This window comes from Actinopolyspora sabaoui (genome assembly GCF_051225635.1).
Lineage (GTDB): Bacteria > Actinomycetota > Actinomycetes > Mycobacteriales > Pseudonocardiaceae > Actinopolyspora.
In genome coordinates this window covers 199,035-224,710 of record NZ_JBMIHH010000010.1, presented here as the reverse complement: position 1 = coordinate 224,710, position 25,676 = coordinate 199,035, and the positions used below count along the sequence as shown (strand labels likewise).

The following is a 25,676-nucleotide window of genomic DNA, read 5'->3' as shown; positions in this document are numbered from 1 at the left end:
GCCACGAGTATGCTGCGTACGAGTTGCGGCTTGATCGCCGGACGCGGCTCACGGTACGAACAGCGGCGGTGGACGAGTCGCCCATTCCGCGATGGGGACTTCCTCGCACGGTGAAAGGGAACTGGTCAAGTGGTGGCGACGAACGGGCAACAACCCGCTGAGCGGATGGGACCCGGGGCTGACGAGCAGCAGCCGGACACGCAGCGCAAGGTGAACCGTGTCGTGATCCGGTTTGCGGGGGATTCCGGTGACGGTATGCAGTTGACCGGTGACCGTTTCACCTCGGAGGCCGCTGCGTTCGGTAACGATCTGGCCACCCTGCCGAACTACCCGGCCGAGATCCGGGCACCGGCGGGGACGTTGCCGGGGGTGTCGAGCTTTCAGTTGCACTTCGCAGATTACGACATTCTCACGCCGGGGGATCGGCCGGACGTGCTGGTGGCGATGAACCCGGCCGCGCTCAAGGCCAACCTCGGCGATCTTCCACACGGCGCGACCGTGGTGGTCAACACCGATGAGTTCACCAAGCGGAATCTGAAGAAGGTGGGCTACGAGCGGTCTCCGCTGGAGTCGGGTGAGTTGGACCGGTTCACGCTGCATCGGGTGGCGATGAGCGAGCTGACCAAGGGTGCGGTGGCCGAGACGGGGTTGACCCGCAAGGAGGCGGAGCGCTGCAAGAACATGTTCGCGCTCGGGCTGTTGTCGTGGATGTATCACCGTCCCACCGACAACACCGAGCGGTTTCTGCGTGAGAAGTTTTCCGGTAAGCCGCAGGTGGCCGAGGCGAATGTGCTGGCGTTCCGTGCCGGGTGGAACTACGGGGAGACCACCGAGTCGTTCGCGGTGAGCTACGAGGTCGAGCCGGCCAGTCTGCCCGAGGGCACCTATCGGCAGGTCACCGGCAATCTCGCGCTGTCCTACGGTCTGGTGGCGGCCGGGCAGCGCAGCGAGCTGCCGGTGTTTCTGGGCAGCTATCCGATCACGCCGGCCTCGGACGTGCTGCACGAGATGGCCAAGCACAAGAATTTCGGTGTGACGACGTTTCAGGCCGAGGACGAGATCGCGGGTGTGGGGGCCGCGCTGGGAGCCGCCTTCGGTGGTTCGCTCGGTGTGACGACCACCTCAGGGCCGGGGCTGGCGCTGAAGTCGGAGACGATCGGACTGGCGGTGGCCCTGGAGTTGCCGATGCTGATCTGCGATATCCAGCGTGGCGGCCCCTCGACCGGGCTGCCCACCAAGACCGAGCAGGCCGATCTGCTGCAGGCACTGTACGGCCGCAACGGCGAGTCTCCGGTGCCGGTGTTGGCACCGCGGTCACCGGCCGACTGCTTCGACATCGCCCTGGATGCGGCACGGATCGCGTTGACCTACCGCACGCCGGTGCTGCTGCTGTCGGACGGAGCCACGGCCAACGGCTCCGAACCCTGGATGATCCCCGACGTGGCGGACCTTCCCGACCTGCGGGTCGACTTCGCGACCGAGACCAACGCCACCGACGGCTCCGAGGAGTTCTGGCCGTATCTGCGTGACCCGCAGACCCTCGCCCGGCAGTGGGCGATTCCCGGCACGGCCGGTCTGGAGCACCGCGTCGGCGGGCTGGAGAAGCTGGACGGCAAGGGCAGCATCTCCTACGACCCGGACAATCACGACGCGATGGTGCGGCTGCGGCAACGCCGGGTCGACGGCATCGAGGTCGACGATGTCGAGGTGGATGATCCCGACGGGCAGGCGCCGGTGTTGGTGCTGGGGTGGGGCTCGTCCTACGGGCCGATCGGCGCGGCCTGCCGCCGGTTGCGGGCGCGCGGCATGTCGATCGCGCAGACACATCTGCGTCATCTCAACCCCATGCCGGGCAACCTCGGCGAGGTGCTGCGGCGCTACGAGCGTGTGGTGGTGCCGGAGATGAACATGGGGCAGTTGGCGATGTTGCTGCGATCGCGGTACCTGGTGGATGTTCAGTCCTACACCAAGGTGGCGGGCTTGCCGTTCCAGGCCGAGGAGTTGGAAACCATGCTGGTCGATGTGGTTGGAGGAGTCGAGCTGTGACGACGAATCTGGGACTGCCCACGATGGGCGGGCTAGACGGGGTGCCGGCCACCGACGAGGAGTACTCGGCCAAGGACTTCACCAGCGATCAGGAGGTGCGCTGGTGTCCCGGCTGTGGTGACTACGCGGTGCTGGCGGCGGTGCGTGGCTTTTTGCCCGAGCTGGGCATCAAGCGGGAGAACACCGTGTTCGTGTCCGGTATCGGCTGCTCCGCCCGTTTTCCGTACTACATGAACACCTACGGGATGCACTCGATCCACGGCCGGGCACCGACGATCGCCACCGGACTGGCCACCACCCGCCCTGACCTGTCGGTGTGGGTGGTCACCGGCGACGGCGACGGCCTGTCCATCGGTGGTAACCACCTGATCCACGCGCTGCGGCGCAACGTCAACATCACCGTGTTGTTGTTCAACAACCGCATCTACGGGTTGACCAAGGGGCAGTACTCACCCACCTCGGATCAGGGCATGGTCACCAAATCCACCCCGGCTGGTTCGGTGGACACCCCGTTCAACCCGGTCTCGCTCGCCCTGGGCGCCGAGGCGAGTTTCGTGGCCCGCACCCTGGACTCCGACCGCGCTCACTTGACCGAGACACTGCGGGCCGCCGCGGCCCACCGTGGTTCGTCGCTGGTGGAGATCTACCAGAACTGCCCCATCTTCAACGACGGCGCGTTCGAGGTGCTCAAGGATTCCGACGAAAAACAGCGCAGGCTGATCCAGTTGCGGCACGGTGAGCCCGTCACCTTCGGCCCCGAGACCGAACGCTGCGGAGTGGTCCGCGACGAGCGGGGCGAGCTGGCAGTGGCCAAACTCGACGAGACCGACGAGCGCGACCTCATCATCCACGACGCCCACCGCGCCGACACCGGGCACGCCTTCGCCCTGTCACGGCTGGGCGGGCAAGACCTCGACCCCACCGTCACCGGTATCTTCCGCGACGTCGACCGCCCCACGTACGACGACCAAGCCAGACAGCAGCTCGACGACGCGGCCCAACAACGTCCCGCCGACCTGCAGCAGCTACTCACCGGCCGCGACACCTGGACAATCTGAGGTAGACACGATACCCGCCTTGACGGATCCGTCGGGGCGGGTCGCCGATTACCGTCGAGTCCGCACGAGTGCCCGTCGCGGAGGAGGACGATGATCGGCTCGGAAACGGCAGGCACTGTTCAGCGGCTGTCGAGCGGCGTGCCGCCGGTGCTGATGTATCACTCCGTGGCGGAGTACACCACTGACCCCTATCGGGTGACAGTTCGCCCTGAGAGATTCCTCCGGCAACTGCGTTGGCTCCGCCTGCGTGGCTGGACCGGGGTAGGAGTGGGGCAGCTGCTCCGTGCGCACCGGCAGGGACGCGCGCGTGGGCTCATCGGGCTCACCTTCGACGACGGCTACGCGGACTTCGACACCACCGTGCTGGGCGCACTGCGTGAACACGGTTTCACCGCGACCGTGTTCGTGCTGGCACGACGGATCGACGGGCACAACGCGTGGGACGGTGACGGTCCACGCAAGTCCCTGATGAGTGCCGAGCAGATCCACCGTGCCGCCGAACTGGGGATGGAGATCGGCTCCCACGGGCTGCTGCACCGCCCGTTGTCCACCCTCCCCCGCGCCGAGATGGCCGAGGAGGTTCACCGCAGCCGTTCTGAACTCACAGAGTTACTGTGTCAGCCGATCGAGGGTTTCTGCTATCCCTACGGCGATCTCGATCGGAACACGATACGCGAGGTTCACGAGGCCGGTTATTCCTACGCCTGTGCCGTTCGGCCGGGTTCGCTCGCCTGCGGATTCGCCATACCGCGAATTCACGTCGGTGACCGTGACAACGGGCTGCGACTCGAAGCAAAGCAGTGGCGCGCCCGGCTACGCCCGAGCCGCTGACGGTGCGCCCGGTGCGGCCTCCGGGCGAGTGGTGGAGGAGTTCCCTCCTGTCGGGTGGGTAGACGCTTTTCCCCACTGCGGAGGAGGACCCCACGGGGCCGCCGATGGCATGGTCGAACGGCATCGGCAGTGATACCGCACCGTCGATCCTGGGGAGGAATCGTGGGGGAACTTCCGCTCTCGCTGGCGGTCAACGGCCGGGAATACGAATTCAACGATCGGCTGGTGACCCATTCGCCGCTCGGGGACGGCGAAGACGGTCCCGCCGCTTCCGCCCCCGCCAGAGTGGCGGTGGTGGGATTGGGGTACGTCGGTCTGCCGACCGTTGTGGAGTTCCACTCCAAACGGATCGAGGTGATCGGAGTGGACACGAGCAGCGAGCGGCTGCGCACCATCCTGGACGGCGACGTGGAGTTGGCCGAATCCGATCGGGAAGAGCTGCGGCACGCGCTCGGCACGGGAGGAATCCGACTCACCTCCGACAGCGGAACCATCGCCGAAGCGGAGGCGATAGTCATATGCGTTCCCACGCCGGTGCGTGAGGACGGAACTCCCGAACTGGCCGCGCTGCGGGCCGCCTGTACCGAAGTGGCCTCGCAGGCCCGGCCGGGCCAAACCCTGATCCTGACCTCGACGACTTATGTGGGCACCACGCGGGAGCTGCTGGTCGAGCCCCTGCGGCGACGTGAACTGGTCCCGGGGCGGGACGTCTACGTGGCATTCAGCGCCGAACGGATCGATCCGGGAAATCCGGACCACCGGCAGCAGGACACGCCGCGTGTCGTGGGCGGGGTCACCAAGGGCTGTTCGGCGCGCGCGGCGGACGTGATCAACCAGGTAACCGACTCGGTGTTCCTGGTCAGTTCTCCGGAAGCCGCCGAACTGACCAAGTTGTACGAGAACATATTCCGCGCGGTCACACTCGCGTTGGCCAACGAGTTCGCCGAGGTGTGCCGGAACCTCGAACTGGATCCCATCGAGGTCACCCTGGCGGCGGGGACCAAGCCCTACGGGTTCCTGGGTGGCTTCCCCGGCCCCGGTGTGGGAGGTCACTGCATTCCCTGCGATCCCTACTACCTGCTGTGGCAACTACGCTCGCAGGGAGTGTCCGCTCCGTTGCTGGAGCAGGTGATGCGTGTGATCCGGGACCGGCCGCAACAAGTGGTGGCGCGGGTCGCCGAACTGCTCGAGGAGGCGGGGCTCACGCCGGACGGGGCGCGCGTTCTGCTGGTCGGGGTCAGCTACAAGGCCGGCGTTGCCGATCTGCGGGAGTCACCCGCACTGTCCATTCTGTCCGGGCTCGCGGAGCTGGGGGCCGAGATCGGATACTACGATCCGTTGGTTCCGCGAGTCCGGCTCTCCGAAAGCACCGAGCTGGCCAGCGAGCTCAGCCCCGCCGAGGGGCCGTGGGATCTCGTGCTGGTGCACACGCCCCATCCGGAGTTCGACTACCGCTGGGTCGGTCACTTCCCACTGGTGCTCGATGCCACCTATCGGTTCGACCACGCGCCGCATCGCAGGCTCGTGTGAGGAGGTGTGCCGTGCCCGGTTCACGAAACACACCGTCGCCCGCCGCAGGGGCCTTCGACACCGCCACACCCGTGGTGGTACTCAAACTGGACGACAATCCGCTGCACCACGGCGGTCTGGGGGTAATCCGTGGTCTGGGCAGGCTGGGGGTGCCGGTTTACGGGGTCTGCGAGGACCCGTTGGTGCCCACCGCCCACTCCCGTTACCTGCACGGCCAGTGGCAATGGCGTGCCGGGGAGGGCACCGAGCTCGACGTCGTGGACGGGCTGGCACGGATCGTCGAACGGCTCGGAGGACCGACGGTGGTGTTGCCGACCGACGACGCGGGGGCCATCCTGTTGGCCGAACACGCGGCCGGACTGCACCCGTGGTTGTTGTTCCCCCGCCCTCCCACCGACCTGCCGCGAAAACTGGCGGGCAAGGACTCGCTGTACCGGCTCTGCCGGGAACACGGAGTTCCCGCCCCCAGAACCGAGACGGTCACCACCTGGCCGAGAGCCCGCGCCTTCGCGGCCTCGGTCGGTTATCCACTGGTCGCGAAGCTGGCCAGCCCCTGGCGCCGCGCCGGCCACCGCGTTCCCAGCACAAGCGTGGTGCGCACCCCGAATCAGCTCGCGGAGCTGCATCGCGCAGCGGGCCAGCCGATCGTGTTGCAGGAGTTCCTTCCCCACGCGATGACGCCGGGACGGGGCCAGGACTGGTTCCTCCACGGTTATCTTGGTGACGATCCGGCACAGAGCCCGGTGTGTACCGGGGTCAAGGAACGCTCCTACCCGGCCGCGGCGGGACTGACCAGCTTCGGTCGCTGGGTGGCCAACCACGAGCTGGGAAAACAAGCCGTCGAACTGCTGTGCCGTACCGGTTTCCGGGGCCTCGTGGACATGGACTGGCGTTGGGACCCCAGGGACGGCCACTACAAACTGCTCGACTGCAACCCCAGGTTGGGCGCCCAGTTCCGACTTTTCAGCGATCGGGCAGGGTTGGATCTGGCGGTGACGGCCTACCTGGACCTGACCGGACAGCGTGTCCCGCACATAGCGCACGGTCCCGAGCGTCGCTTCGTGGTGGAGAACTACGACCCACTGGCGGCGTTCGGGGGATGGCGCGGCGGGCGCCTCGGTCTCCGAGAGTGGATCACCTCGCTACGCGGCACCGAGGAAACCGCCTGGTTCGCACGGGACGACCTCGCTCCGTTCGGGCTGATGTGTCTGCGTATGGGATGGCGAGCGCTGTCGCGCCGGATACCGGTCTCGCGTCGACCACAACGAGCGCGCGCACCCGAGTTCCGTTTTGGACGAGCGGGTTCCCGGCGGGGCTCGCCCATCGTGAACCAGTCGCACGAGTCGAATACTTCAGTTCCGAGTTGAGGGGGTCCAGCGATGAACGAAACAGTCGACGTCGCCATTGTCGGAGCCGGTCCCTACGGCCTGTCGTTGGCGGCCCACCTGCGAGCCGCCGGAGTGAGCCACAGACAGTTCGGAGTTCCGCTCAACCTCTGGCGCACCGCCATGCCTCGGGGGATGTACCTCAAGTCGCAGGGATTCGCCTCCAACCTCTCCGATCCCCACGCCAGCCACACACTCGAAAAGTTCTGCCGCGAGACCGGACGGGCCTACGCCGACATCGGAATACCGGTTTCGCTGGAGACCTTCCTGGAATACGGTGCGTGGTTCGAGCGCAACCACGCACCCGACGTGGAGCAGGTGCTGGTCGAGGACGTTCGGCGCGCCGGGGACCACTACGAACTGGAGCTGACCGACGGCAGGAGCGCCACCGCCCGAAACGTCGTGATAGCCACCGGTGTCGAACACTTCACCCGGGTTCCGGACGTGCTCGCCCAGCTACCGGCCCATCTGGCCTCGCACAGCAGCGCTCACGTGGACCTCGGAGTGTTCCGCGACCGCGAGGTGGCCGTTGTCGGCTCCGGACAGTCCGCGCTGGAGACCGCCGCCCTGTTGCGGGAGTCCGGTGCCTCGGTCCGGATCATCGCCCGAGCCAGTGACATCGTGTGGAACGGTCTACCCCCCACCGACGACAAATCGCTGCGCCGCAGACTCCGCGAACCCGAGGCAGGACTCGGCTCGGGCTGGGCGACCTGGTTCTACTCCGAGCACCCCGACCTGTTCCGTAGACTGCCGGTGAGTACCCGCGTTCGGTTGGCCCGCACCGCGATGGGTCCCGCAGGGGCTTGGTGGTTGCGGGAACGCGTGGACGGACGTATCCCGATGCTGCTGGACCGCCAACTGGACTGGGCCGATCCCACCGGGGACCGGCTGAGGCTGGGACTGCGTCGAGGCGCAGAGACCACCACGCTCACGCTGGATCACATCATCAGCGCCACCGGTTACCGCCCCGATCTCGGCCGATTGCCCTTCATCAGCCCCGAGCTGCGGGGGAGGGTGGGGACGCTGGACCGCGCGCCGCGGGTGGATCCCGGCTACCAGTCCACTGTGCCGGGACTGTACTTCATCGGACCCGCCGTCACTCCGACGTTCGGTCCGGTGATGCGGTTCGTCTACGGTGCTGACCACGCTGCTCGCGCCGTCACCGGCCGGATCTCGCCCGCCAGGGAGCGCCGCGCGTTCGCCCTGCCGGGGGTGGGTAGATGAATTGGCAACCGGTGCGCGATCGGCATCGGGCGGTGCCCGCTCCACGAGCGGCGGGACCGGGGGAGACGCGGTGGCCCGGTGAGTCGGAGGGACTCACCGGGGCCCCCGGCACCGAGGCGCCGCTGCCCCCGAGCTGGACGCCCTCGCTGCTCCCACGGCTGTTTCCGGCTGTCGATCTGCTCGTGCTCGGCGCGGTGGCGATCGCGCTGCGACTGCCGGTCCCCGCGGCGTTGCTCTACGTACCCGCGGTGCTGCTGTCGCTGGCGGTTCGCGGGACGCAACGGCTCCCGCTGCGTGGCAGGATCTCCGACGACGCCGGAGCCCTGGTGACCGCGGCCGGTCTTCCGCTGCTGGTGTTGTTCGCCTGGTTACCGGTACCTCGTGTGCTGCTGCTGGGAGCCTGCTCCGCCGCGGCGCTGCTGTGCGGTAGGTCGGTGACCGTGTTGGGGCTGCGCGCGGCCCGTAGCCGGGGAAGGCTGCTCGAATCCGTGGTGATCGTCGGACGCAACGAGGCCGCGACGGAGCTGGCCCGTGCAATGACGCGGCGTCGTGAGCTCGGGCTGCGGTTCGTCGGATTTCTCGATCACCCTCACACGGCCGAGGAGACGGGGCGGGACGTGCTGGCCCGCCCAAGGGATCTGGCCGAGGTCGTTCGGCGCTACCGCGTCACTCGCGTGGTGCTTTGCTGCACCGACGAGATGATTCCCGAGGTCACCGGTGTGGTGCGCCGGTGCCGGAGCTCGGCGTTGGACATCTGCGTGCTTCCCCGGATGCCCGGGCTGGGGGTGGCCGCCTCGCGAGCGTCGCTGGACGAGGTGTGGGGGATACCGCTGTTGCCGCTCCGCCGCGGCGCACACGTTCTCGGTGGGAGTTTCGCCAAACGAACCCTCGACCTGCTGCTCGCCCCGGTACTGCTGTTGGCGACCTTGCCGGTACTGCTGCTGCTGAGCATCGCTGTGCGCTGCCGGAACCCCGAGGCGTTCTTCCGGCAGGAGCGGATCACCGCGGCCGGAGCTTTGACCCGCGTGACCAAACTCCGCACCGTCGACGTGAACGGTCATACGGGGTGGACGCCCACCCCCGCGCAGTGCGGAAAGCTGGGTGGCTGGCTGCGCGGCAATCACCTCGACGAGTTACCACAGCTCTGGAACGTACTACGGGGCGGGATGTCCCTGGTCGGGCCACGTCCCGAACGGCCGTACTACGCGGTGCGCTTCGCGGCGGCGATACCGAGCTACTCCGACCGGCATCGCGTTATGGGAGGGCTCACCGGGTGGGCACAGGTGCACGGATTGCACGGTGACACCTCGATCGCGGAGCGGGCCCGTTTCGACAACCAGTACATCGAGTACTGGTCACCCTGGCTGGACCTGGTGATTCTCGTGCGCACGGCCGGAGCCGTGCTCAGGGGACTCCTCGGGTCGCGCCGCAACCGGCAGAGGGGGCAATAGTGCGAGTCCTACACGTGATCACCGGATTGGGGATCGGCGGAGCCGAACTGCAGCTTTACGAGCTGGTACGCCGCAGCAGACACGAATGCGAGGTCGTGACGCTGTACAACGCGGGCGAGGTCGCGGACATGATCTCCGGGTCCGGGATTCCAGTACACGATCTCGGCATGACCAGCAACACCGAGTTGGGCGCGCTGTTCCGGCTCCGTTCCCTGATGCGCTCCGGCGGGTTCGACGCCGTACATACGCATCTCTACCGTTCCTGCGTCTACGGCCGCATAGCGGCGCGACTCGCGGGCGTTCCCGTGGTGGTCGCCAGCGAGCACTCCATCGGCGAAACCCACCTCGAGCGCAGACGCATGAGTGCGGGTGTGCGGCTGCTCTACCTGGGCAGCGATCTGTTCTCCGACACCACCATCGCGGTCTCGGACACCGTGTCCGCCCGGTTGCGTCGGTGGGGGCTGCCCGCGCGCAAGCTGCGTGTCATCCCCAACGGTGTCGACTTCGACAGGGTTGCCTTCGATCCGGATGCCCGCGCACGCACCAGGAACGAACTCGGACTCTCCGAGCGACACCGTGTGGTCGGAGTACTCGGCAGGCTCGATCCGAACAAACGGTTCGACCTGCTCATAGAGTCCGCCACCCCGTTGTTGGACGAGGAGACCAGGCTGTTGCTGGTGGGTGACGGTCCGGACCGGCAACGGTTGGAGGAACTCGCGGAAGCCAACGGGGTCTCCGACAAGGTGATCTTCGCGGGCAAGCGAAGCGACGTGGCGTCCGTGCTGTCCGCGCTGGACCTCTTCGTGGCCTGCTCCAAGCAGGAGACGTTCGGGTTGTCGGTACTCGAGGCCCTTGCCAACGGGCTCGTGGTGCTCTACACCACCTGCCCGGCACTGGACGGGGTCAACACCGACCGTGCGATCGAGGTGGCGGGCGAGGTCGAGGAGCTGCGGTCCGCGTTGCTCGCGGAGCTGTCAGCCGCCCGGCCACGTACCCAGGTGCCCGAGCTGCGGGAGTTGTACGGGATGGACGCCGTCACCGAGCGGATCGACCGGCTCTACGACGATCTGCTGAGCGGCCGCCGTGACGGACGACGGGTGCGCCAGCAGGGGGCCGTCGAGGACCCCGCGAGTTCGGGGGTGAAGCCATGAGAGCACTCGTCACCGGGGCCGCGGGGTTCGTGGGGTCACACCTGGTTCGGTATTTGCTCACGGCGGGACACACGGTCGTCGCGCTGGACGACGGCAGCACGGGGGACTGGGCCAATCTCGCGGGGTTGGCCGATCACGAACGCCTGCACCCGGTCCCGGGCAGCATCGTGGACAGGGAGATCGTGGAGCGGGCCACGGCTGGTTGTGACGTGGTTTTCCACCTCGCTGCCGCCGTCGGGGCCTTCGTCATCCGCGACCGCACACTGGAAAGCCTGCTCACCAACATCCACGGCACCCATCGCGTGCTGGAGGCGGCCCACCGAAACGACAGCCGGGTGCTGATCGCCTCCACCAGCGAGATATACGGGAAGAACGACAAGATCGGCCTCACCGAGGACGACGACAGGGTCCTCGGTTCGCCGTTGAAGTCGCGGTGGTCCTATTCGGAGGCCAAAGCCGTCGACGAAAGCATGACCAGGTCCTTGGTGGACGAGCAGGGGTTGTGGGCGGTCATCGTGCGGCTGTTCAACACCGTCGGCCCCGGGCAGAGCGGTCGCTACGGCATGGTGCTGCCCCGTTTCGTTTCGATGGCGCTTCGCGGGCACCCGCTCACGGTTTTCGGGAGCGGCGAGCAGATTCGTTGTTTCTGCCATGTGGACGACGTGGTTCCCGCACTGGTCTCGCTGGTGCACAGTGACTCGGCACGCGGTCGTGCGGTCAATCTCGGCAGTACCGAACAGGTCTCGATCGAGGAACTCGCGCACCGGGTGATAGCCACCACCGGCTCTCCGAGCGACATCGTGCACAGCCCCTACGAGGCCGTCTACGGCTCCGGTTACGAGGACATGCTGCGGCGTGTGCCCGACTGTTCGTTGGCGCGGGAGCTGGTCGATTTCCGGCCCGCCCACGACCTGGACTCGATCATCAGGTCCGTCGTCGACGAGCACACCCGCGCAGGGGAGGGCGTCACCGCCAGATCGGGTCGTGGCGAGACCGGCTGAAGCGCGGTTGGGGGTGTGCTCATGCGTGGGAAGGCCGGAACCCGGCGGTTCGTCGTGCTCGGATCCAGGGTGCGGCGCATCGCACTCGTGGGAGGGGTGGCGGTGCTGTGCCTGACGTTGCTACTGGTTGTGCTTTCGGTCCGACGCGACCCGACTCCGCGCCCCGCCGCCGGCTCCGGTGAGGTGGTCGCCGCCCTGCCGTTCTGGAACTTTCAGGGCGGGGCCTCGGAGGTGCTGCGGCACACAGCGGGGTTCACCGAGGTCTCCCCCTGGATGTACGGGCTCGACCCCCAGGGCCACGTGGTCAGCCAAATCCCCGCGGACCGAGCCGAACAGACCCGTGAGGCCCTGAGCTCGCTGCGGAAAACCGAACTGCGGTTCACCCCCAGCGTGGCGAACATGACCCACGGTGCCTGGTCCTACGACTCGGTGGCTCCGATCCTGCACGATCCCCAGCGCAGGCGGCAGCACGTACGGGAGATCGTCGAGCTGGTGCTTTCCAACGACTACGCCGGTATCGACATCGACTACGAGGACCTCAAGGCAGCGGACCGCGACGAGTTCAGCGTGCTGGTCCGGGAATTGGCGAAGGCGCTGCATGCCCACGACAGAACACTGTCGGTGGCGGTGTTCGCCAAGGCCAGCAGGCGTGGTTACGACGAACGCAACGTCGCGCAGGACTACGCGGCCATCGGCCGAGCCGCGGACCAGGTGCGGCTGATGGGGTACGACCGGCACTGGTCGACCTCGCCGCCCGGCCCGGTGGCGCCGGTCGACTGGATACGAGACGTGCTCGACTACGCACGCGGCACCATACCGCCCGAGAAGATCGTGCTGGGAATACCGCTCTACGGATACGACTGGTCACAGGGCAAGGGGCAGCCGGTGACCTGGGGCGATGCCACTCGAATCGCGCGGCGGCACGACGTGCGTATCCGGTTCGACGAGGACAGCCGTACCCCGTGGTTCCGCTACACCGACACGAACGGGACGCGGCACGAAGTGTGGTTCGAGAACGCGGCCAGCTCGCACGCCAAGCTCGGAGTGGCGGACCGTTCCGGCATCGGTGGCGTCTACCTGTGGATGTACGGCCCGGCCGATCCCGCCACCTGGCCGCGACTACGTCAGACCTTTCCCGTGGCCCGTCGTTCCGAGCGGGCACGCCGATGACGTCCGTCCACGAAGTGGTTCGGGTGTGTAGGAGGTGGCCAGGTGCTTCCGTGGTGGCTTGTGGCCGTGCTGATTTTCGGGGCGAATTTCGTGCTCTGGGGCAGTATGGGGCTGCTCCGGAGGATCACCACGAGCTGCGCCGCGTGCTACGACCGCGTGGCACGCCGGATCCGAGCACCGTTCTCGCTCCGAGGCTCCGGTTGCTTTCCCGGTGACACCGACCTTGGGCGGAGATGGGGCGCGGGGGGTGAAGCCCCCTTCGGCACCGATCGGGTGGCGGTGCTCATGGCCGCCCACAACGAGGAGCTCGTGATCACCGACAGTCTGGAGTCGGTGACCGAGCTCGTGCCGCGCGCCAACGTGTACGTGGTTTCGGACGGCTCCACGGACCGAACCGTCGAACTCGCCGAACAGGCGGGCGTGCACGTGATCAGCACCTGGAGCAACGTGGGGAAGGCGGGCGCGCTGCAACAGGCGATCGAGCGATTCCACCTCGTCGAGCAGTATCCGGCCGTGCTGCTGCTGGACGCCGACACCCGGCTCGACAGGAACTACTTCCGCGCGGCGCTGCCGTTGTTCGGCGATCCGAAGGTCGCCGCGGTCGCGGGCTTCGTACGCACCGACTGGGACCGCGGCGGACTCTCTCCACTGGGCAGGTTGCTGGTGTGCCACCGGCAGCGGATCTATGCGCTGAGTCAGTACCTGCTCAAGTTCGGTCAGACCTGGCTGCGGTGCAACGCCACGCACATCGTCCCCGGCTTCGCCAGTATGTATCGCACCGAGGTGCTGCCCCACATCGAGATGAATCCACCCGGTCTGGTCATCGAGGACTTCAACATGACCTTCGAGGTGTATCAGAAGCGGCTCGGCAAGGTCGGTTTCACGCCCGCCGCGGTGGCGGTGACCCAGGATCCGGACAACCTTCGCGACTACGTTCGGCAGACCAAGCGCTGGGCGCTGGGACTGTGGCAGACCGTACGCAGACATCGCCCCAGGATCAATCTGTTCACCTGCATGCTGTTGCTGCTGTTGACCGAACTGCTCACCAGCAGCCTGTTGATGGTCGCGTTGCCGCTGATTCTCCTGCTGCTGCTGTTGCCGCTGCTGTTGCCGGGCACGGCCGATCTCGTAGTGCTGGGGCCACTGCACGACGCGGTGTCCGGCTACGTCAGCCTGTTCTCGTTGCTGCTGGGTGTGGTGGTCGTGGACCTCTCCCTGACCCTGCTGGTGGCTCTGGCGCTTCGCAAACCACGATTTCTCGTGTTCGGTGCCTTCTTCCTGTTCCTGCGGATACTGGATGCCGCCCTGTCGCTGTACACCCTCCCGATGGCGTGGCTGACCAGGTCGACGGGGCGGTGGCGGAGTCCGGGACGGCGTGCTCCCGCGCCATCACCGGTGGAACCGAGCCTTTCGGTCGAGGCCGATGTCCCCACCTCCAGTGGTTCAGGAGCGTGAATCCCACCTCGTTCGGCGCTGAAAACGTCTCGTGCGCCGCTGGAGCGGCGTTCTTCGTGCTGCGCGTGCTGTGCGGCTACTGCAGAATTCGCCGGTACGGGAGGTAATCGCGCCAGCCGTTTCCTGGGGGGAACATGCTCCGCCTGTTGCTCGTGGACGAACAGCGTATGTTCGTCGAGGCTCTTACGCAGTACCTGTCCACCGAATCGGACCTCTGGGTCTCCGACAGCTCGTATCCGAGCGAGACGGATCTGCTCCATCGGGCGCGAATCGCCTGGCCGGACGTTGTTGTCGTCGACATCGCGGTACTGGGAAATCGTGTGCGCGAAGTGTTACGAAGACTCGAGGAAGTGTCTCCCGAGATGAAGGTGGTGGTGCTGACCTCGACCCCCGACTCGGGGCTTGCGGTGCGCGCCGCGCGGGCCGGTGCGGCCGCCTGGCTGCCCAAGGAACGTGGCATCACCGAACTGGTGGAGGTCATTCGGTTGGTCGGTCGCGGACACGCCTGGTATCCCCCCGAAGTGCTCGGTGAGGTGTTGTGCGCGTTGCGCCAGGAGGCCGGTCCCACCGGGGCGGGCAATGATCCGCTCGCGGTCCTGAGCGTGCGCGAGCGCGAAGTGCTGGCCGTCATGGCAGAGGGCAAACGTGGTCGGCAGATAGCCGCCGAACTCTTCATATCCGTGCAGACGGTTCGCAAGCACACTCGTGGCATCCTCACCAAGCTCAACGTGCACACTCAACTCGAGGCGGCCATGCTCGCGAGTTCCGGAGAGAAGATGCCCGCCCTCTCGGAAAACGCCGTGCGCGCCCTGCCTCGGTAGACGACATGGGCGAGCACCCACGGGTGGCCACCGTCATCACGCGGCTGGAAGGTGGGGCCGGATTGGTGGCCCTGCGCTGCGCGCTCGCACAGCATGCCGACTCCTGGCCGGTCACCCTCGTCACCGGCAGCGCCGGAGAACTGGTGCGAAGTGCCGAACGGGCCGGGATCGACGTCGTGGTGGAACCGGCGCTGCGCAAGCCGATCCTCCCGTGGTGGGATCTCGTCGCGCTGTTCCGGCTGACCGCGTTGTTCGCCCGAGGGGAGTTCGACGTCGTACACACCCACACCGCCAAGGCCGGGGCGTTGGGGCGGGTGGCCGCTCGACTGTCAGCGGTGCCGCGAGTGGTGCACACGTACCACGGATTCCCGTTCCACCGGTTTCAGCCCCGGTGGCTGCGAGTGTGTTACGCGGCGGTGGAACGGCTGCTGGGCAGACTCACCGACGATGTGCTGTGTGTGGGGGACGGCGTCGCGAACGAGGCGGTGCGGCTCGGGCTGGCCGCTCCCGAGCGGATCCGCGCCGTCGGCGTTCCCGTTTCGCTGGAGTCGCCCCGTGCGAACACCGAGAGTCGACGACGAGCCCGTCGCGCGCTTCGCCTCCCCGAGGACCGGCTGGTCGTCGGTGCTGTTGGGAGACTGACCTACCAGAAGGCACCGGAGGACCTCGTCGACGCACTGGCCCGGCTGCCCCGAACGGATGTCTGTGGAGTCTGGCTCGGCGCGGGAGAGCTGCGGAACCGGATCGAACGTTTGGCGCGGGACAGGCTCGGGAACCGTTTCGTGTTCGCGGGTCAGCGCTCGGACGTCGCCGAGCTGTTGCCTGCCTTCGACGTGTTCGTCCTGCCCAGCAGGTACGAAGGATTGCCATTGGCGGTGATCGAGGCCATGCTGTGTGGCCTCCCCGTGGTTGCCACCGCGGTCAACGCTGTTCCGGACCTCGTCGTGCCAGGACACAACGGGGTGCTGGTTCCGCCACGCCGCCCCGATCTGTTGGCCGGAGCGCTCTCCGGCCTGCTGGACGACCCGGCCGAACGGGCCCGCATGGGGAGTGCGGGTAATCGCGGCATCGACGGCGAGCGGTTCGGCATCGCGGCGGTCACCCGCGAGCTGGGATTCGTTTACCGGGGAGAATGAATCGTTTACTACGTAACGGATTCGGAAAACGACAGAGCGTGCGCGGTTCGTTCGCAACGGGTATAACACCAGTGTGGCGACTGTGGTGCTCTTTCGAACCCGAGTCGGCGGTGGGGCCGCCCGAGCCCGGCCGCACTGAAACGCCGGTGGACGCGTAGGGGACGTGTCCACATCGGTTTGTCGAGGCCGTGAGCGTGAACCGGGCTCCGTGGTGCACCGCGAACGAGCTCCGGCGGGATCACGGCTGACCACGAGGGGGAAAACAATGGCTGACCTGGTGCTGGGGGACAATCACACGGTGTTCGTGGAGGCACTGGTGACGGTGCTCCCACAGCGGGGACTCAACGTGCTGGACACCGCGCACAGCATCACCGAGACCGTACGCAGCGTGCGTCGCAACAAACCCGACGTATGCGTACTGGAGAGGTTCTTCACAGATGGCGACTCACTGAATCGCCTGGACGAGATCACGGCCGCCGGTGGATCACGAATGCGGGTGCTGTTGCTCACCGCGGACTCCGACGCGGAGGGTATGCGCCGCGCGATGCGGGAGGGGGCCATCGGTTACGTCACCAAGATGTGCGGACTGACCGCCCTCGTGGAGGCCGTGGGCAAGGCCGCGGCGGGGGAACCGGTCACCCGTTTGCCACGTTTCCCCGACGGTCGTCGCACCAGTGTCAACCTGCCGAACAACCGCGATCGCGCCTCGCCGCGAATGTCGTTGACACCTCGGGAGCAGGACTGCCTGCGTCTGCTCGTCTCGGGGGCTCGTACCACGACCATGGCCAAGCAACTGGGAGTGTCCAGCACGACGGTACGGACACACGTGCAGGCACTGCTGGGTAAACTGGGCGTGCACTCCAGGCTGGAGGCCGCGACCCTCGCGGTGCGACACAGTCTGCTGGAGCCTCCTGACGAGGATCAGGCGGGCTGACCGGAGTTCGGCGCCCACGAGTTCCGCGCGGATTCGTGGGTCGGCGCTGCGTCGTGGTGTTTTCGGCACGAGCGGACCGCCCGTACCGAAAACACCGCTCGCACCGGGGTAAAAGCACTGCCCTCACCAGGGGGCCAGCAGGCCCCAGGTTCCGGTGTGCCGTTCGCCGGGACGCAGCACTCGCACGGCCTCGCCGGTCACGAACGCGTTCGGCGGGCAGGTGTTCGGTTCCACCGTGATTCCCGAACGGGCAGGCTGCGGACGCTGCTCGCTGGGGGCGTCATCGGTGTAGACCTGGAGGTAGCCGTAGGACTCGTCCACCCACAGCAGCACATCGGGTCCGTCGGTGCGCCCGAATCGTACGGTCGCGTGGCCGCGCCGATTCCGTGCCAGATCCTTGAAGGCCGTGTCCATCGTGGTCGAACCGATGGTCCTACCACTTCGGAAGTCGTACTCGGTGCCCGCGACCGGGGCGGTACCCGTCGGGATGAGCCGGTCGTTGGTGCGGTAGTAGGTCGCCGCGGGCAGCCGCAGCTCCATGCCGTCGGTGCCACCCGTCCCGGCGGCGATGTAGGTGTGGTTCGCCCATCCCACGGGCGCTTCGTGACTGCCCCTGTTCTCGGCGGTCAGCGTGCACCGCACACCGTGGCGGTCGACGCTGTACTCGACCAGGAACGCCATGCGGAACGGATAGCCGTACTGCGGGTGCAACAAGTACCGCAGCGACACGCTGTCGGCTCGGTGGCGCACCGGTTCCCACTCCACGAAGTTCATCAGGCCGTGCAGTGCCGCCTGCCTCGATGGTTCGTTGATCGGAACCTGCAACCGCTCGCCGTTGAACTCGTAGGTTCCCCGATCGATCCGATTTGGCCAGGGCAGGATCGTTTTGCCCTGGAAGCCCTCACCCACCTCGTCCGGGGGATGGGTCAGCAGCATTTCCTCGTCCGCCACCCGCCAGGAGAGCAGGGTGGCCGCCACCCCACCCACGAGCGCGCGGTGGTGCCCCGAACGGATCTCGTAGAGCCTGCCGTTCGCGCTCTGTTCCCGATCCCGGTGGCCGGGAAAGTGGTGCTTGCTTCCGGCGGAGCGCGCGGCGGCTCTGCCGCCCAGCGCCGCGGCCGCGGTCGTCGCGGTGAGAGTGGTCAACGCCCCGCGCCTGCTCCAGTCGCTCCTCGTGGGCCCGACGTCGGTCATGGGGACTCCCTTTCTGTCGAAGCCCGCCCGGAGTTCTCCGAGCGGGGTCTTCGGGTTCTTCTGGTGGAGAAGGCCGGGTGGACGAACACACGGTTCGTCCACCGGGTCGATTACGAGGAGGTCACGGACTGCCGGCTTCGATGATCGCCTCGTTCTCCGCGCGAATCGAGGCGACATCCGGCTTGGTGATCTTCCTGTCGTAGGTCATCAGCCCGTTGACCTCGTTCTCCACGTCCGAGACCTGGGTGTAGACCGCAGCCGACAGACCGTTCCGCTCGATCGCGCTGATCAACTCGTCGCTGAGCTGGCCGTAGCGCTCGGTGAGTTCTGCCCGAGTGTCGGTCATCTCGTAGGCTCCCGGTTGGCCCGGCCAGAGGTGCCCCTGCTCGACCAGTCCGAGGCCGCCATACTCACCGTCGACCGCCGCTCGTTCGGGGGTGGCCTCCGGGGTACCCGGCCCCACGTAGGTGTGATCGTCGTAGATGTCACCCGCGCCCGTGTCAGGCAGTGAGTTACAGCAGTTCACACCGCTGGCGGCGTTCACGAGTCTGCTGGGGTCCCGCCGCTGGATCCGCTCCGTGATGCGTGCGGTGTCGAACTCACCCCATCCCTCGTTGAACGGCACCCAGGTCACCAGCGAGGTCACGCTGTCGAGCTGATCGACCACGGCGGTGGCCTCGGCCTCGAACTTCGTCCGGGCCTCCTCCGAGGGCACGCCGTTGGTGCCGCCGGTTTGGGCCGTCAGAGAGGGCATGTCCTGCCAAACCAGCATGCCCATCCGGTCGGCCCAGTAGTACCAGCGTTTCGGAGCGACCTTGATGTGCTTGCGGAGCATGTTGAAGCCCATCCGCTTGGCCTGCGCTATGTCGTGGCGCATCGCTTCGTCGGTGGGCGGGGTGTGCAGCCCGTCCGGCCAGAACCCCTGGTCGAGCATTCCCTGCTGGAACAGGATCTTCCCGTTGAGGGCGATTCGTTGTCTGCCCCGAGAGTCCTTGACCAGCCCGATCGAACGCATCCCCGCGTAGCTGGCGACGCGGTCCAGTTCACGGCCGTCGGCATCCAACAGGCGCACGGTCAGGTCGTAGAGGTAGGGATCCTCGGGGCTCCACGTGCGCGGGTTCGGCACCGGTGCCCGTACGGTCGATCCAGCTTCCGTGGTAGTTCGTGAGACCACCCCGCCTTCGGGACGCGAGATCACCGTTTCCACGCTCGCGGCTCGCGAGCCGCGGATCTCGGGTTCCAGCCGGAACGTCTCCGCCTCGAGGTGCGGTGTGATGTTCAGTTCCGTCAGGTGTGTCCGTGAGACCGGTTCCAGCCACACGGTCTGCCAGATGCCGGAGGAACCGGTGTAGAAGATCCCACCGGGAGTGTCGGTCTGTTTGCCGATGGGGTACCGGCCCCGTTCGTTGGTGTCCGTGGCAGCCACGGTTACCCGCTGCCGTGCTCCCGGTCGCAGCGCTTCGGTCACGTCGACCGTGAAGGAGGTGTAACCGCCCTGGTGGGAACCGACTCGCTCGCCGTTGACCCAAACCGTTGCCTCCTGGTCCACGGCTCCGAAGTGCAACAGCAGCTCGTCACCCCGCCAGTGGGGCGGCACCCGGAAGTGGCGCCGGTAGAGCATGTGGTCGTCGTGCCGCTGAATGCCGGACAGCGTGGACTCGACCGGGTAGGGGACCAGGATCCGTTCGCCCAGCTCCCGTTGGTTCCGGTCCGGCGGAGCGGCACCGCCCGCGTACTCCCATTCGCCGTTCAGGTTCTGCCAACGCTCGCGTTTCAGCTGGGGGCGCGGGTACTCGGGTAGCGCGTTGTCCGGTCCCACCTGATCCGTCCACGGCGTGGTCAGTGGTGCTTCAGCCGATGGCTGGTGCCCGACGGGATGAGCTGCCGCCGCCGGAGCGGCACCCAGCGCCAACGCGGCGGCCATGGAGAGCACACCCAGGTGCTTGGCCGTCACACGACGCGGTGGTCGTGACTGCATCGATCCTCCTCACGGTCTCGGGCGATCCTCATCCGTGTTGAGAGCGTCGCAGCCTCCACTTCGGAAGCACATACAACAACAAAGAGCAACACAACCGGACTTAAATCACCATTAACAAACATTAATGAGCCAGAACACATCTCACGTCAACACCGGTGCACGAGATTGCTCCGTCCGGTGCAACACTGTGAAGTCGAATGGCGGCACAGCGTCAGTTTGGGAGCTCGTTCGCGTGTCATCCGGCAGACGCGCCGAGCTGGCGGCGACGGTCCGGCTCGGGCAACACCGACGCCGGAGCGCGAGTACCGGTTCCGAGCGTCGCGAGTCCGTGGACGAGGCGAGACGCGGTTCCGGGCGGCGACCACTTCCGCGGCTCGCGGGGCGAGCGGCTCGGAGTGCGTCGTTCAGGCGGGCGGGGTGGGGCGCTCGGGTCCGTGTTCCCCGGACGAGTGGCGTCCGGACGGCGGAACAGGAATCCAGCACAATCGATTAGAATGATTGTCGACAATAATAAAGTGGGAAAAGGGTCGATTTCGCGGATCTCGCGAGGTGCTGTCGACGGGTTTGTGAGTCATTGATCATTCTTCTCGTGGAGAAGTGGTGTTGACCTGGACGAACAGTGCCTTCTCCGCGGAAGAGTGGGGTATCCCACCCCGAGCGGAGCCGGGGCGTAACATCCGGGGTCCCGCCTTCGATGGAAGGGGCACAGGCGAATAAAGAATCAGTGCGGCACCGGGTTCGCGTTGTTTATTTCATCGGATCGTACGGTTGCACTATTCGTCTTCGTTGTGGTATGTGGCGCACGCGCATTGTACTGCATCTTTGGCGTGATTGCCTTTGCCGGATCGTGACCCCTGGCGCGAAAAACTAAACTTTCCCTGGTGACAGCCTATTTTTTACTTAGGGTAACTGTGCGAATCACGCGATCATCCTATTTCTATGATTAGGGTCACAGCTGAATGTGCTTGCATTTTTCGTGAATGCGAATAAGTTGGGTTCTCGGCGTACGGAATCTGCGTCGGGATCGGGCGGCAAAGGTGCCGACCGAGTGTGCTGACCGGTGCCAGTGCGCGGCCCGCCAGTTGGCTGCCCGCACCGGTGCGGTGTGCCCCTTGTGAGGTGCCCCGGCGCGCCCGTGAAGGCTCGGGACGGTGAATTCACCGTGGTTCCGAGCGATGCAGTGGCGCTTGACCAACGCGAGTGGGAGCTGAGTATGACCAAGAGCGTGGACGATCTTGCACGTGGTGACCAGGGGTCGAACGACCAGGACTCGGTTCACCTCGAGGAGCAGGCGTTCGGCGACAATCCGTTGGAAGTACGCGACACTGATCACTACACTCAAGAGTATGTCGGTGGATTCGTCGACAAGTGGGACGATCTGATCGATTGGAAGGCTCGCTACGAGAGCGAGGGGACCTTCTTCATCGATCAATTGCGTGCCCGTGGTGTCAAGACCGTGCTGGACGCAGCGACCGGGACCGGTTTCCACTCGGTCCGGCTGCTCGAAGAGGGTTTTGAGACCGTCAGCGCGGACGGCAGTCCGCAGATGCTGGCCAAGGCCTTCAGTAACGGACTGGAGTACGGCGGCCACATTCTGCGCGTGGTCAACGCGGACTGGCGCTGGCTCAACCGCGACGTGCACGGTGAATACGACGCGATCATTTGCCTGGGTAACTCGTTTACCCACCTGTTCTCGGAGCGGGACCGCCGCAAAACGCTGGCGGAGTTCTACGCGATGCTCAAGCACGACGGTGTTCTGATCATCGACCAGCGTAACTACGATTCCATTCTGGACACCGGCTTCTCCAGTAAGCACACCTATTACTACGCCGGTGAGGACGTTTCCGCCGAGCCGGACCACATCGACGACGGTCTGGCCCGGTTCAAGTACACGTTCCCGGACAAGTCCGAATTCTTCCTGAACATGTACCCGCTGCGGAAGGACTACGTCCGGCGGCTCATGCGTGAGGTCGGCTTCCAGCGGATTGACACCTACGGTGACTTTCAGGAAACCTACGGTGACACGGAGCCGGACTTCTTCATCCACGTGGCGGAGAAGAACTACCGTACCGAGGACGAGTTCCTGGACATGTACTCCAACGCGGTGCACACCGCGCGGGACTACTACAACTCCGAGGACGCGGACAACTTCTACTACCACGTCTGGGGAGGAAACGACATCCACGTCGGTCTCTACCAGACTCCGCAGGAGGACATCGCCGCCGCGAGCGAGCGCACCGTCCAGCGGATGGCGAGCAAGGTCGACATCGACGCCAACACCACCATCCTGGACCTGGGTGCCGGCTACGGCGGTGCCGCCCGCTACCTGGCGCGCACCTACGGCTGCAAGGTGACCTGCCTCAATCTCAGCGAGGTGGAGAACCAGCGCAACCGCGAGATCAGCCGTGCCGAGGGGCTCGATCACCTCATCGAGGTGGCCGACGGCTCGTTCGAGGACATTCCCTACCAGGACAATGCCTTCGACATCGTCTGGTCGCAGGACTCCTTCCTGCACAGCGGTGACCGCACCAGGGTGATGGAGGAGATCTCCAGGGTCCTCAAACCCAAGGGCTCGGTGCTGTTCACCGATCCGATGGCCGCCGACTCGGCCGAGAAGAGCGCTCTCGGGCCGATTCTGGACCGGCTGCACCTGGACTCGCTCGGATCCCCCGGCTTCTACCGCAAGGAGCTGAGCAGGCTCGGGCTGCAGAACGTCGAGTTCGAGGATCTCAGCGAGTACCTGCCGCTGCACTACGGCCGGGTGCTGGAAGTTCTGGAAAGCCGGGAGAACGAACTCGCCGACTTCATCGGCGAGGAATACCGGACTCGCATGAAGACCGGCCTGCGCAACTGGGTGCAGGGCGGCAATGGCGGGAACCTTGCCTGGGGCATCATCCACGCCAAGGCATGACAGGCCGTCGAGTACGAAGAATAATCGAAGTAACAAGCAGTGAGGTGAAGATCAGCCGTGACTGAGATGAACCGCAGGTTGTTTACCAGTGAGTCCGTGACCGAGGGCCACCCGGACAAGATGGCCGACTCGATCAGCGATGCGATCCTGGACGCGATGCTGGCGCAGGACCCGCGTTCGCGTGTGGCCATGGAGACCATGATCACCACGGGCCAGGTGCACCTGGCCGGTGAGGTCACCACCGCCGCCGACGTGGATCTGCCCGCGATCGTGCGGGAGAAGGTCCTGGAGATCGGGTACGACAACTCGGCCAAGGGCTTCGACGGCGATTCCTGCGGCATCAACGTCTCGATCGACGCGCAGTCGCCGGACATCGGTCAGGGTGTCGACACCGCGCACGAGTCCCGTGTCGATGGTGTCATCGACGAGATCGCCCAGCAGGGTGCCGGTGACCAGGGGCTCATGTTCGGCTACGCCTCGAACGAGACCGACGAGCTGATGCCGCTGCCGATCGCTCTGGCGCACCGCATGTCCCGCAGGCTCACCAGGGTCCGCACCGAGGGTGTGCTGCCCTACCTGCGTGCCGACGGCAAGACCCAGGTCACGGTCGAGTACGCCGGGGACCAGCCGGTCCGGCTGGACACCGCCGTGCTGTCCACGCAGCACGCGGGCGACATCGACCTCGACGCCATGCTGGCTCCCGACATCCGTGAGCACGTCATCAACCCGGAGATCGAGCGTGTCGGCCTCGACACCACCGATCTGCGCCTGCTGGTGAATCCGACGGGTCGGTTCGTCACGGGTGGTCCGATGGGTGATTGTGGTCTGACGGGCCGCAAGATCATTGTGGATACCTACGGTGGTATGGCGCGGCACGGTGGTGGCGCGTTCTCGGGTAAGGACCCGTCGAAGGTGGACCGGTCGGCGGCGTACGCGACTCGGTGGGTGGCCAAGAACGCGGTGGCCGCGGGCTTGGCGAACCGGATCGAGGTGCAGACGGCCTACGCGATCGGTAAGGCGGCTCCGGTGGGGCTGTTCGTGGAGACGTTCGGCACCGAGAACGTGGATCCGGTCAAGATTCAGGCGGCGATCAACGAGGTGTTCGACCTGCGTCCGGCGGCGATCATCCGGGATCTGGACCTGCTGCGGCCGATCTACGCGCCGACGGCGGCCTACGGGCACTTCGGGCGTACGGATGTGGACCTGCCCTGGGAACGCACCGACCGCGTCGAGGCTCTGAAGAGCGCCGCGGGCCTCTGACAGCCGCATAGCGACGTTTCGTCGACGCCGCGGGGCGCGGAAGCTTCCGCGCCCCGCGGCGTGGCGAGCAATGCCAGGTTCGCTCATCCACGACCGCGGGCCGGTGCCGCGACACGGTCACCGGCCCTGGTGAAGGAGTTTTCCCAGTGCAAATTGCGGTGACCGGTTCAATCGCCACCGACCATCTGATGTCCTTCCCGGGCAAGATCGCCGACCAGCTCATCGCCGATCGGCTCGATCAGGTCTCGCTTTCCTTCCTCGTGAACCAGCTTGAGGTGCGCCGCGGCGGCGTCGCGGGCAACATCACCTTCGGCCTCGGCCAGCTCGGCGTGACGCCGCTGCTGGTGGGTGCGGTCGGCGAGGACTTCGCCGAGTACCGCGCGTGGCTGGACCGGCACGGTGTCGACACCAGTGCGGTCCACACCTCCAAGACGGCGCACACCGCTCGGTTCACCTGCACCACCGACGAGAGCCAGAACCAGATCGCCTCGTTCTACCCCGGTGCGATGTCCGAGGCCAGCGAGATCGAGCTCAAGCCCATCTCCGACCGGGTGGGCGGCCTGGACCTCGTGATCGTCTCGGCCAACGATCCGGAAGCGATGGTGCGCCACAGCCAGGAGTGCCGCGATCGCGGTTTCGAGTTCGTCGCGGACCCGGGCCAGCAGCTCGCTCTCATGGACGGGCCGCAGATCCGTAAGCTGGTGGAGGGTGCCAAGTACCTGTTCACCAACGAGTACGAGCACAGTCTGCTGCTGCAGAGCACCGGCATGTCGCACGCCGAGGTGCTCGACCAGGTCGGCATGTGGGTCACCTCGCTCGGTGAGCACGGTGTGCGCATCGAGTCCAAGTCGGCGGAGACGGTAGAGATCGCCCCGGTCAAGCCCAAGCAGGTCGGCGACCCCACGGGCGTGGGCGACGCGCTGCGTGCGGGCTTCCTGGCCGGTCTGGCCAACGGTCTGGGGCTCGAGCGTTCCATTCAGCTCGGGTGCACCCTGGCGACAACATCCCTGGAAACCGACGGGCCGCAGGAATACGAGGTCGAGAAGGGCTCGTTCGTTTCGAGGTTCGCCGAGGCCTACGGCAAGCAGGCCGCGGGCGAGATCGAGTCCGTGCTTCGCTGAAGCGTTCGGGAAGGCAGCG

At 66.4% G+C, this 25,676-nt stretch carries 19 protein-coding genes; 17 read left to right on the top strand and 2 right to left on the bottom strand.

Features of this window, described 5'->3' with window-relative positions; translation table 11 throughout:
• The first annotated feature begins 165 nt into the window (after positions 1–165).
• The 14 genes from ACOQFL_RS19020 (at position 166) to ACOQFL_RS18955 (ending at position 17,193) form a co-directional block, all read left to right on the top strand.
• On the top strand, positions 166–2,046 hold the full coding sequence (locus tag ACOQFL_RS19020; protein WP_435545554.1) for a 2-oxoacid:acceptor oxidoreductase subunit alpha: 1,881 nt from the start codon (positions 166–168) through the stop codon (positions 2,044–2,046).
• A 23-nt stretch (positions 2,047–2,069) separates the two neighbouring features.
• Positions 2,070–3,104 carry a 2-oxoacid:ferredoxin oxidoreductase subunit beta gene (locus tag ACOQFL_RS19015; protein ID WP_435545553.1) on the top strand — a complete coding sequence of 345 codons (1,035 nt, stop codon included), beginning with the start codon at positions 2,070–2,072 and terminating at the stop codon, positions 3,102–3,104.
• A 90-nt stretch (positions 3,105–3,194) separates the two neighbouring features.
• On the top strand, positions 3,195–3,935 hold the full coding sequence (locus tag ACOQFL_RS19010) for a polysaccharide deacetylase family protein (protein WP_435545532.1): 741 nt from the start codon (positions 3,195–3,197) through the stop codon (positions 3,933–3,935).
• Positions 3,936–4,097: 162 nt separating this feature from the next.
• Positions 4,098–5,465 carry a nucleotide sugar dehydrogenase gene (locus ACOQFL_RS19005; protein WP_435545531.1) on the top strand — a complete coding sequence of 456 codons (1,368 nt, stop codon included), beginning with the start codon at positions 4,098–4,100 and terminating at the stop codon, positions 5,463–5,465.
• 11 nt (positions 5,466–5,476) lie between these two features.
• Positions 5,477–6,832, top strand: a complete 1,356-nt coding sequence (locus ACOQFL_RS19000; RefSeq protein WP_435545530.1) for a carboxylate--amine ligase — start codon at positions 5,477–5,479, stop codon at positions 6,830–6,832.
• A 12-nt stretch (positions 6,833–6,844) separates the two neighbouring features.
• Positions 6,845–8,074 carry an NAD(P)-binding domain-containing protein gene (locus ACOQFL_RS18995; protein ID WP_435545529.1) on the top strand — a complete coding sequence of 410 codons (1,230 nt, stop codon included), beginning with the start codon at positions 6,845–6,847 and terminating at the stop codon, positions 8,072–8,074.
• Positions 8,071–9,525: a sugar transferase gene (locus ACOQFL_RS18990; protein WP_435545528.1), complete on the top strand. Its 1,455-nt coding sequence runs from the start codon at positions 8,071–8,073 to the stop codon at positions 9,523–9,525. The genes ACOQFL_RS18995 and ACOQFL_RS18990 overlap by 4 nt, the downstream gene beginning before the upstream one ends.
• Positions 9,525–10,676 carry a glycosyltransferase gene (locus ACOQFL_RS18985; protein WP_435545527.1) on the top strand — a complete coding sequence of 384 codons (1,152 nt, stop codon included), beginning with the start codon at positions 9,525–9,527 and terminating at the stop codon, positions 10,674–10,676. Before ACOQFL_RS18990 ends, ACOQFL_RS18985 begins: the two co-directional genes overlap by 1 nt.
• Positions 10,673–11,677, top strand: coding sequence for an NAD-dependent epimerase/dehydratase family protein (locus ACOQFL_RS18980; RefSeq protein ID WP_435545526.1), 1,005 nt, complete (start codon positions 10,673–10,675; stop codon positions 11,675–11,677). The genes ACOQFL_RS18985 and ACOQFL_RS18980 overlap by 4 nt, the downstream gene beginning before the upstream one ends.
• 21 nt (positions 11,678–11,698) lie before the next feature.
• Entirely contained in the window at positions 11,699–12,847 is a 1,149-nt protein-coding gene (locus ACOQFL_RS18975; RefSeq protein ID WP_435545525.1) for a glycosyl hydrolase family 18 protein, read from the top strand.
• A gap of 42 nt (positions 12,848–12,889) precedes the next feature.
• Complete coding sequence (locus ACOQFL_RS18970) at positions 12,890–14,302, top strand: glycosyltransferase family 2 protein (RefSeq protein ID WP_435545524.1); 1,413 nt, start codon at positions 12,890–12,892, stop codon at positions 14,300–14,302.
• Between the two features lie 152 nt (positions 14,303–14,454).
• Positions 14,455–15,123 carry a LuxR C-terminal-related transcriptional regulator gene (locus tag ACOQFL_RS18965; RefSeq protein WP_435545523.1) on the top strand — a complete coding sequence of 223 codons (669 nt, stop codon included), beginning with the start codon at positions 14,455–14,457 and terminating at the stop codon, positions 15,121–15,123.
• A 5-nt stretch (positions 15,124–15,128) separates the two neighbouring features.
• Positions 15,129–16,259 (top strand): glycosyltransferase family 4 protein, encoded by a 1,131-nt coding sequence (locus tag ACOQFL_RS18960; RefSeq protein ID WP_435545522.1) that lies wholly within the window; start codon positions 15,129–15,131, stop codon positions 16,257–16,259.
• Positions 16,260–16,524: 265 nt separating this feature from the next.
• On the top strand, positions 16,525–17,193 hold the full coding sequence (locus tag ACOQFL_RS18955; protein WP_435545521.1) for a LuxR C-terminal-related transcriptional regulator: 669 nt from the start codon (positions 16,525–16,527) through the stop codon (positions 17,191–17,193).
• Positions 17,194–17,316: 123 nt separating this feature from the next.
• Here ACOQFL_RS18955 and ACOQFL_RS18950 read toward each other — a convergent pair whose 3' ends face one another.
• Together ACOQFL_RS18950 and ACOQFL_RS18945 are read right to left on the bottom strand one after the other, a co-directional pair.
• Complete coding sequence (locus ACOQFL_RS18950) at positions 17,317–18,387, bottom strand: aldose 1-epimerase family protein (RefSeq protein ID WP_435545520.1); 1,071 nt, start codon at positions 18,385–18,387, stop codon at positions 17,317–17,319.
• Between the two features lie 121 nt (positions 18,388–18,508).
• Positions 18,509–20,365, bottom strand: coding sequence for a glycoside hydrolase family 2 protein (locus ACOQFL_RS18945; RefSeq protein WP_435545519.1), 1,857 nt, complete (start codon positions 20,363–20,365; stop codon positions 18,509–18,511).
• Between the two features lie 1,213 nt (positions 20,366–21,578).
• On the opposite strand from ACOQFL_RS18945, the gene ACOQFL_RS18940 reads away from it, so the two are divergent.
• The 3 genes from ACOQFL_RS18940 (at position 21,579) to ACOQFL_RS18930 (ending at position 25,657) form a co-directional block, all read left to right on the top strand.
• Positions 21,579–23,276, top strand: coding sequence for a glycine/sarcosine N-methyltransferase (locus ACOQFL_RS18940; RefSeq protein WP_435545518.1), 1,698 nt, complete (start codon positions 21,579–21,581; stop codon positions 23,274–23,276).
• Positions 23,277–23,342: 66 nt separating this feature from the next.
• Positions 23,343–24,536, top strand: coding sequence for a methionine adenosyltransferase (gene metK, locus ACOQFL_RS18935; RefSeq protein WP_435545552.1), 1,194 nt, complete (start codon positions 23,343–23,345; stop codon positions 24,534–24,536).
• A 146-nt stretch (positions 24,537–24,682) separates the two neighbouring features.
• A complete protein-coding gene (locus ACOQFL_RS18930) occupies positions 24,683–25,657 on the top strand; it encodes a carbohydrate kinase family protein (RefSeq protein WP_435545517.1) in 975 nt (324 codons plus the stop codon).
• The last annotated feature ends 19 nt before the right edge of the window (positions 25,658–25,676 follow it).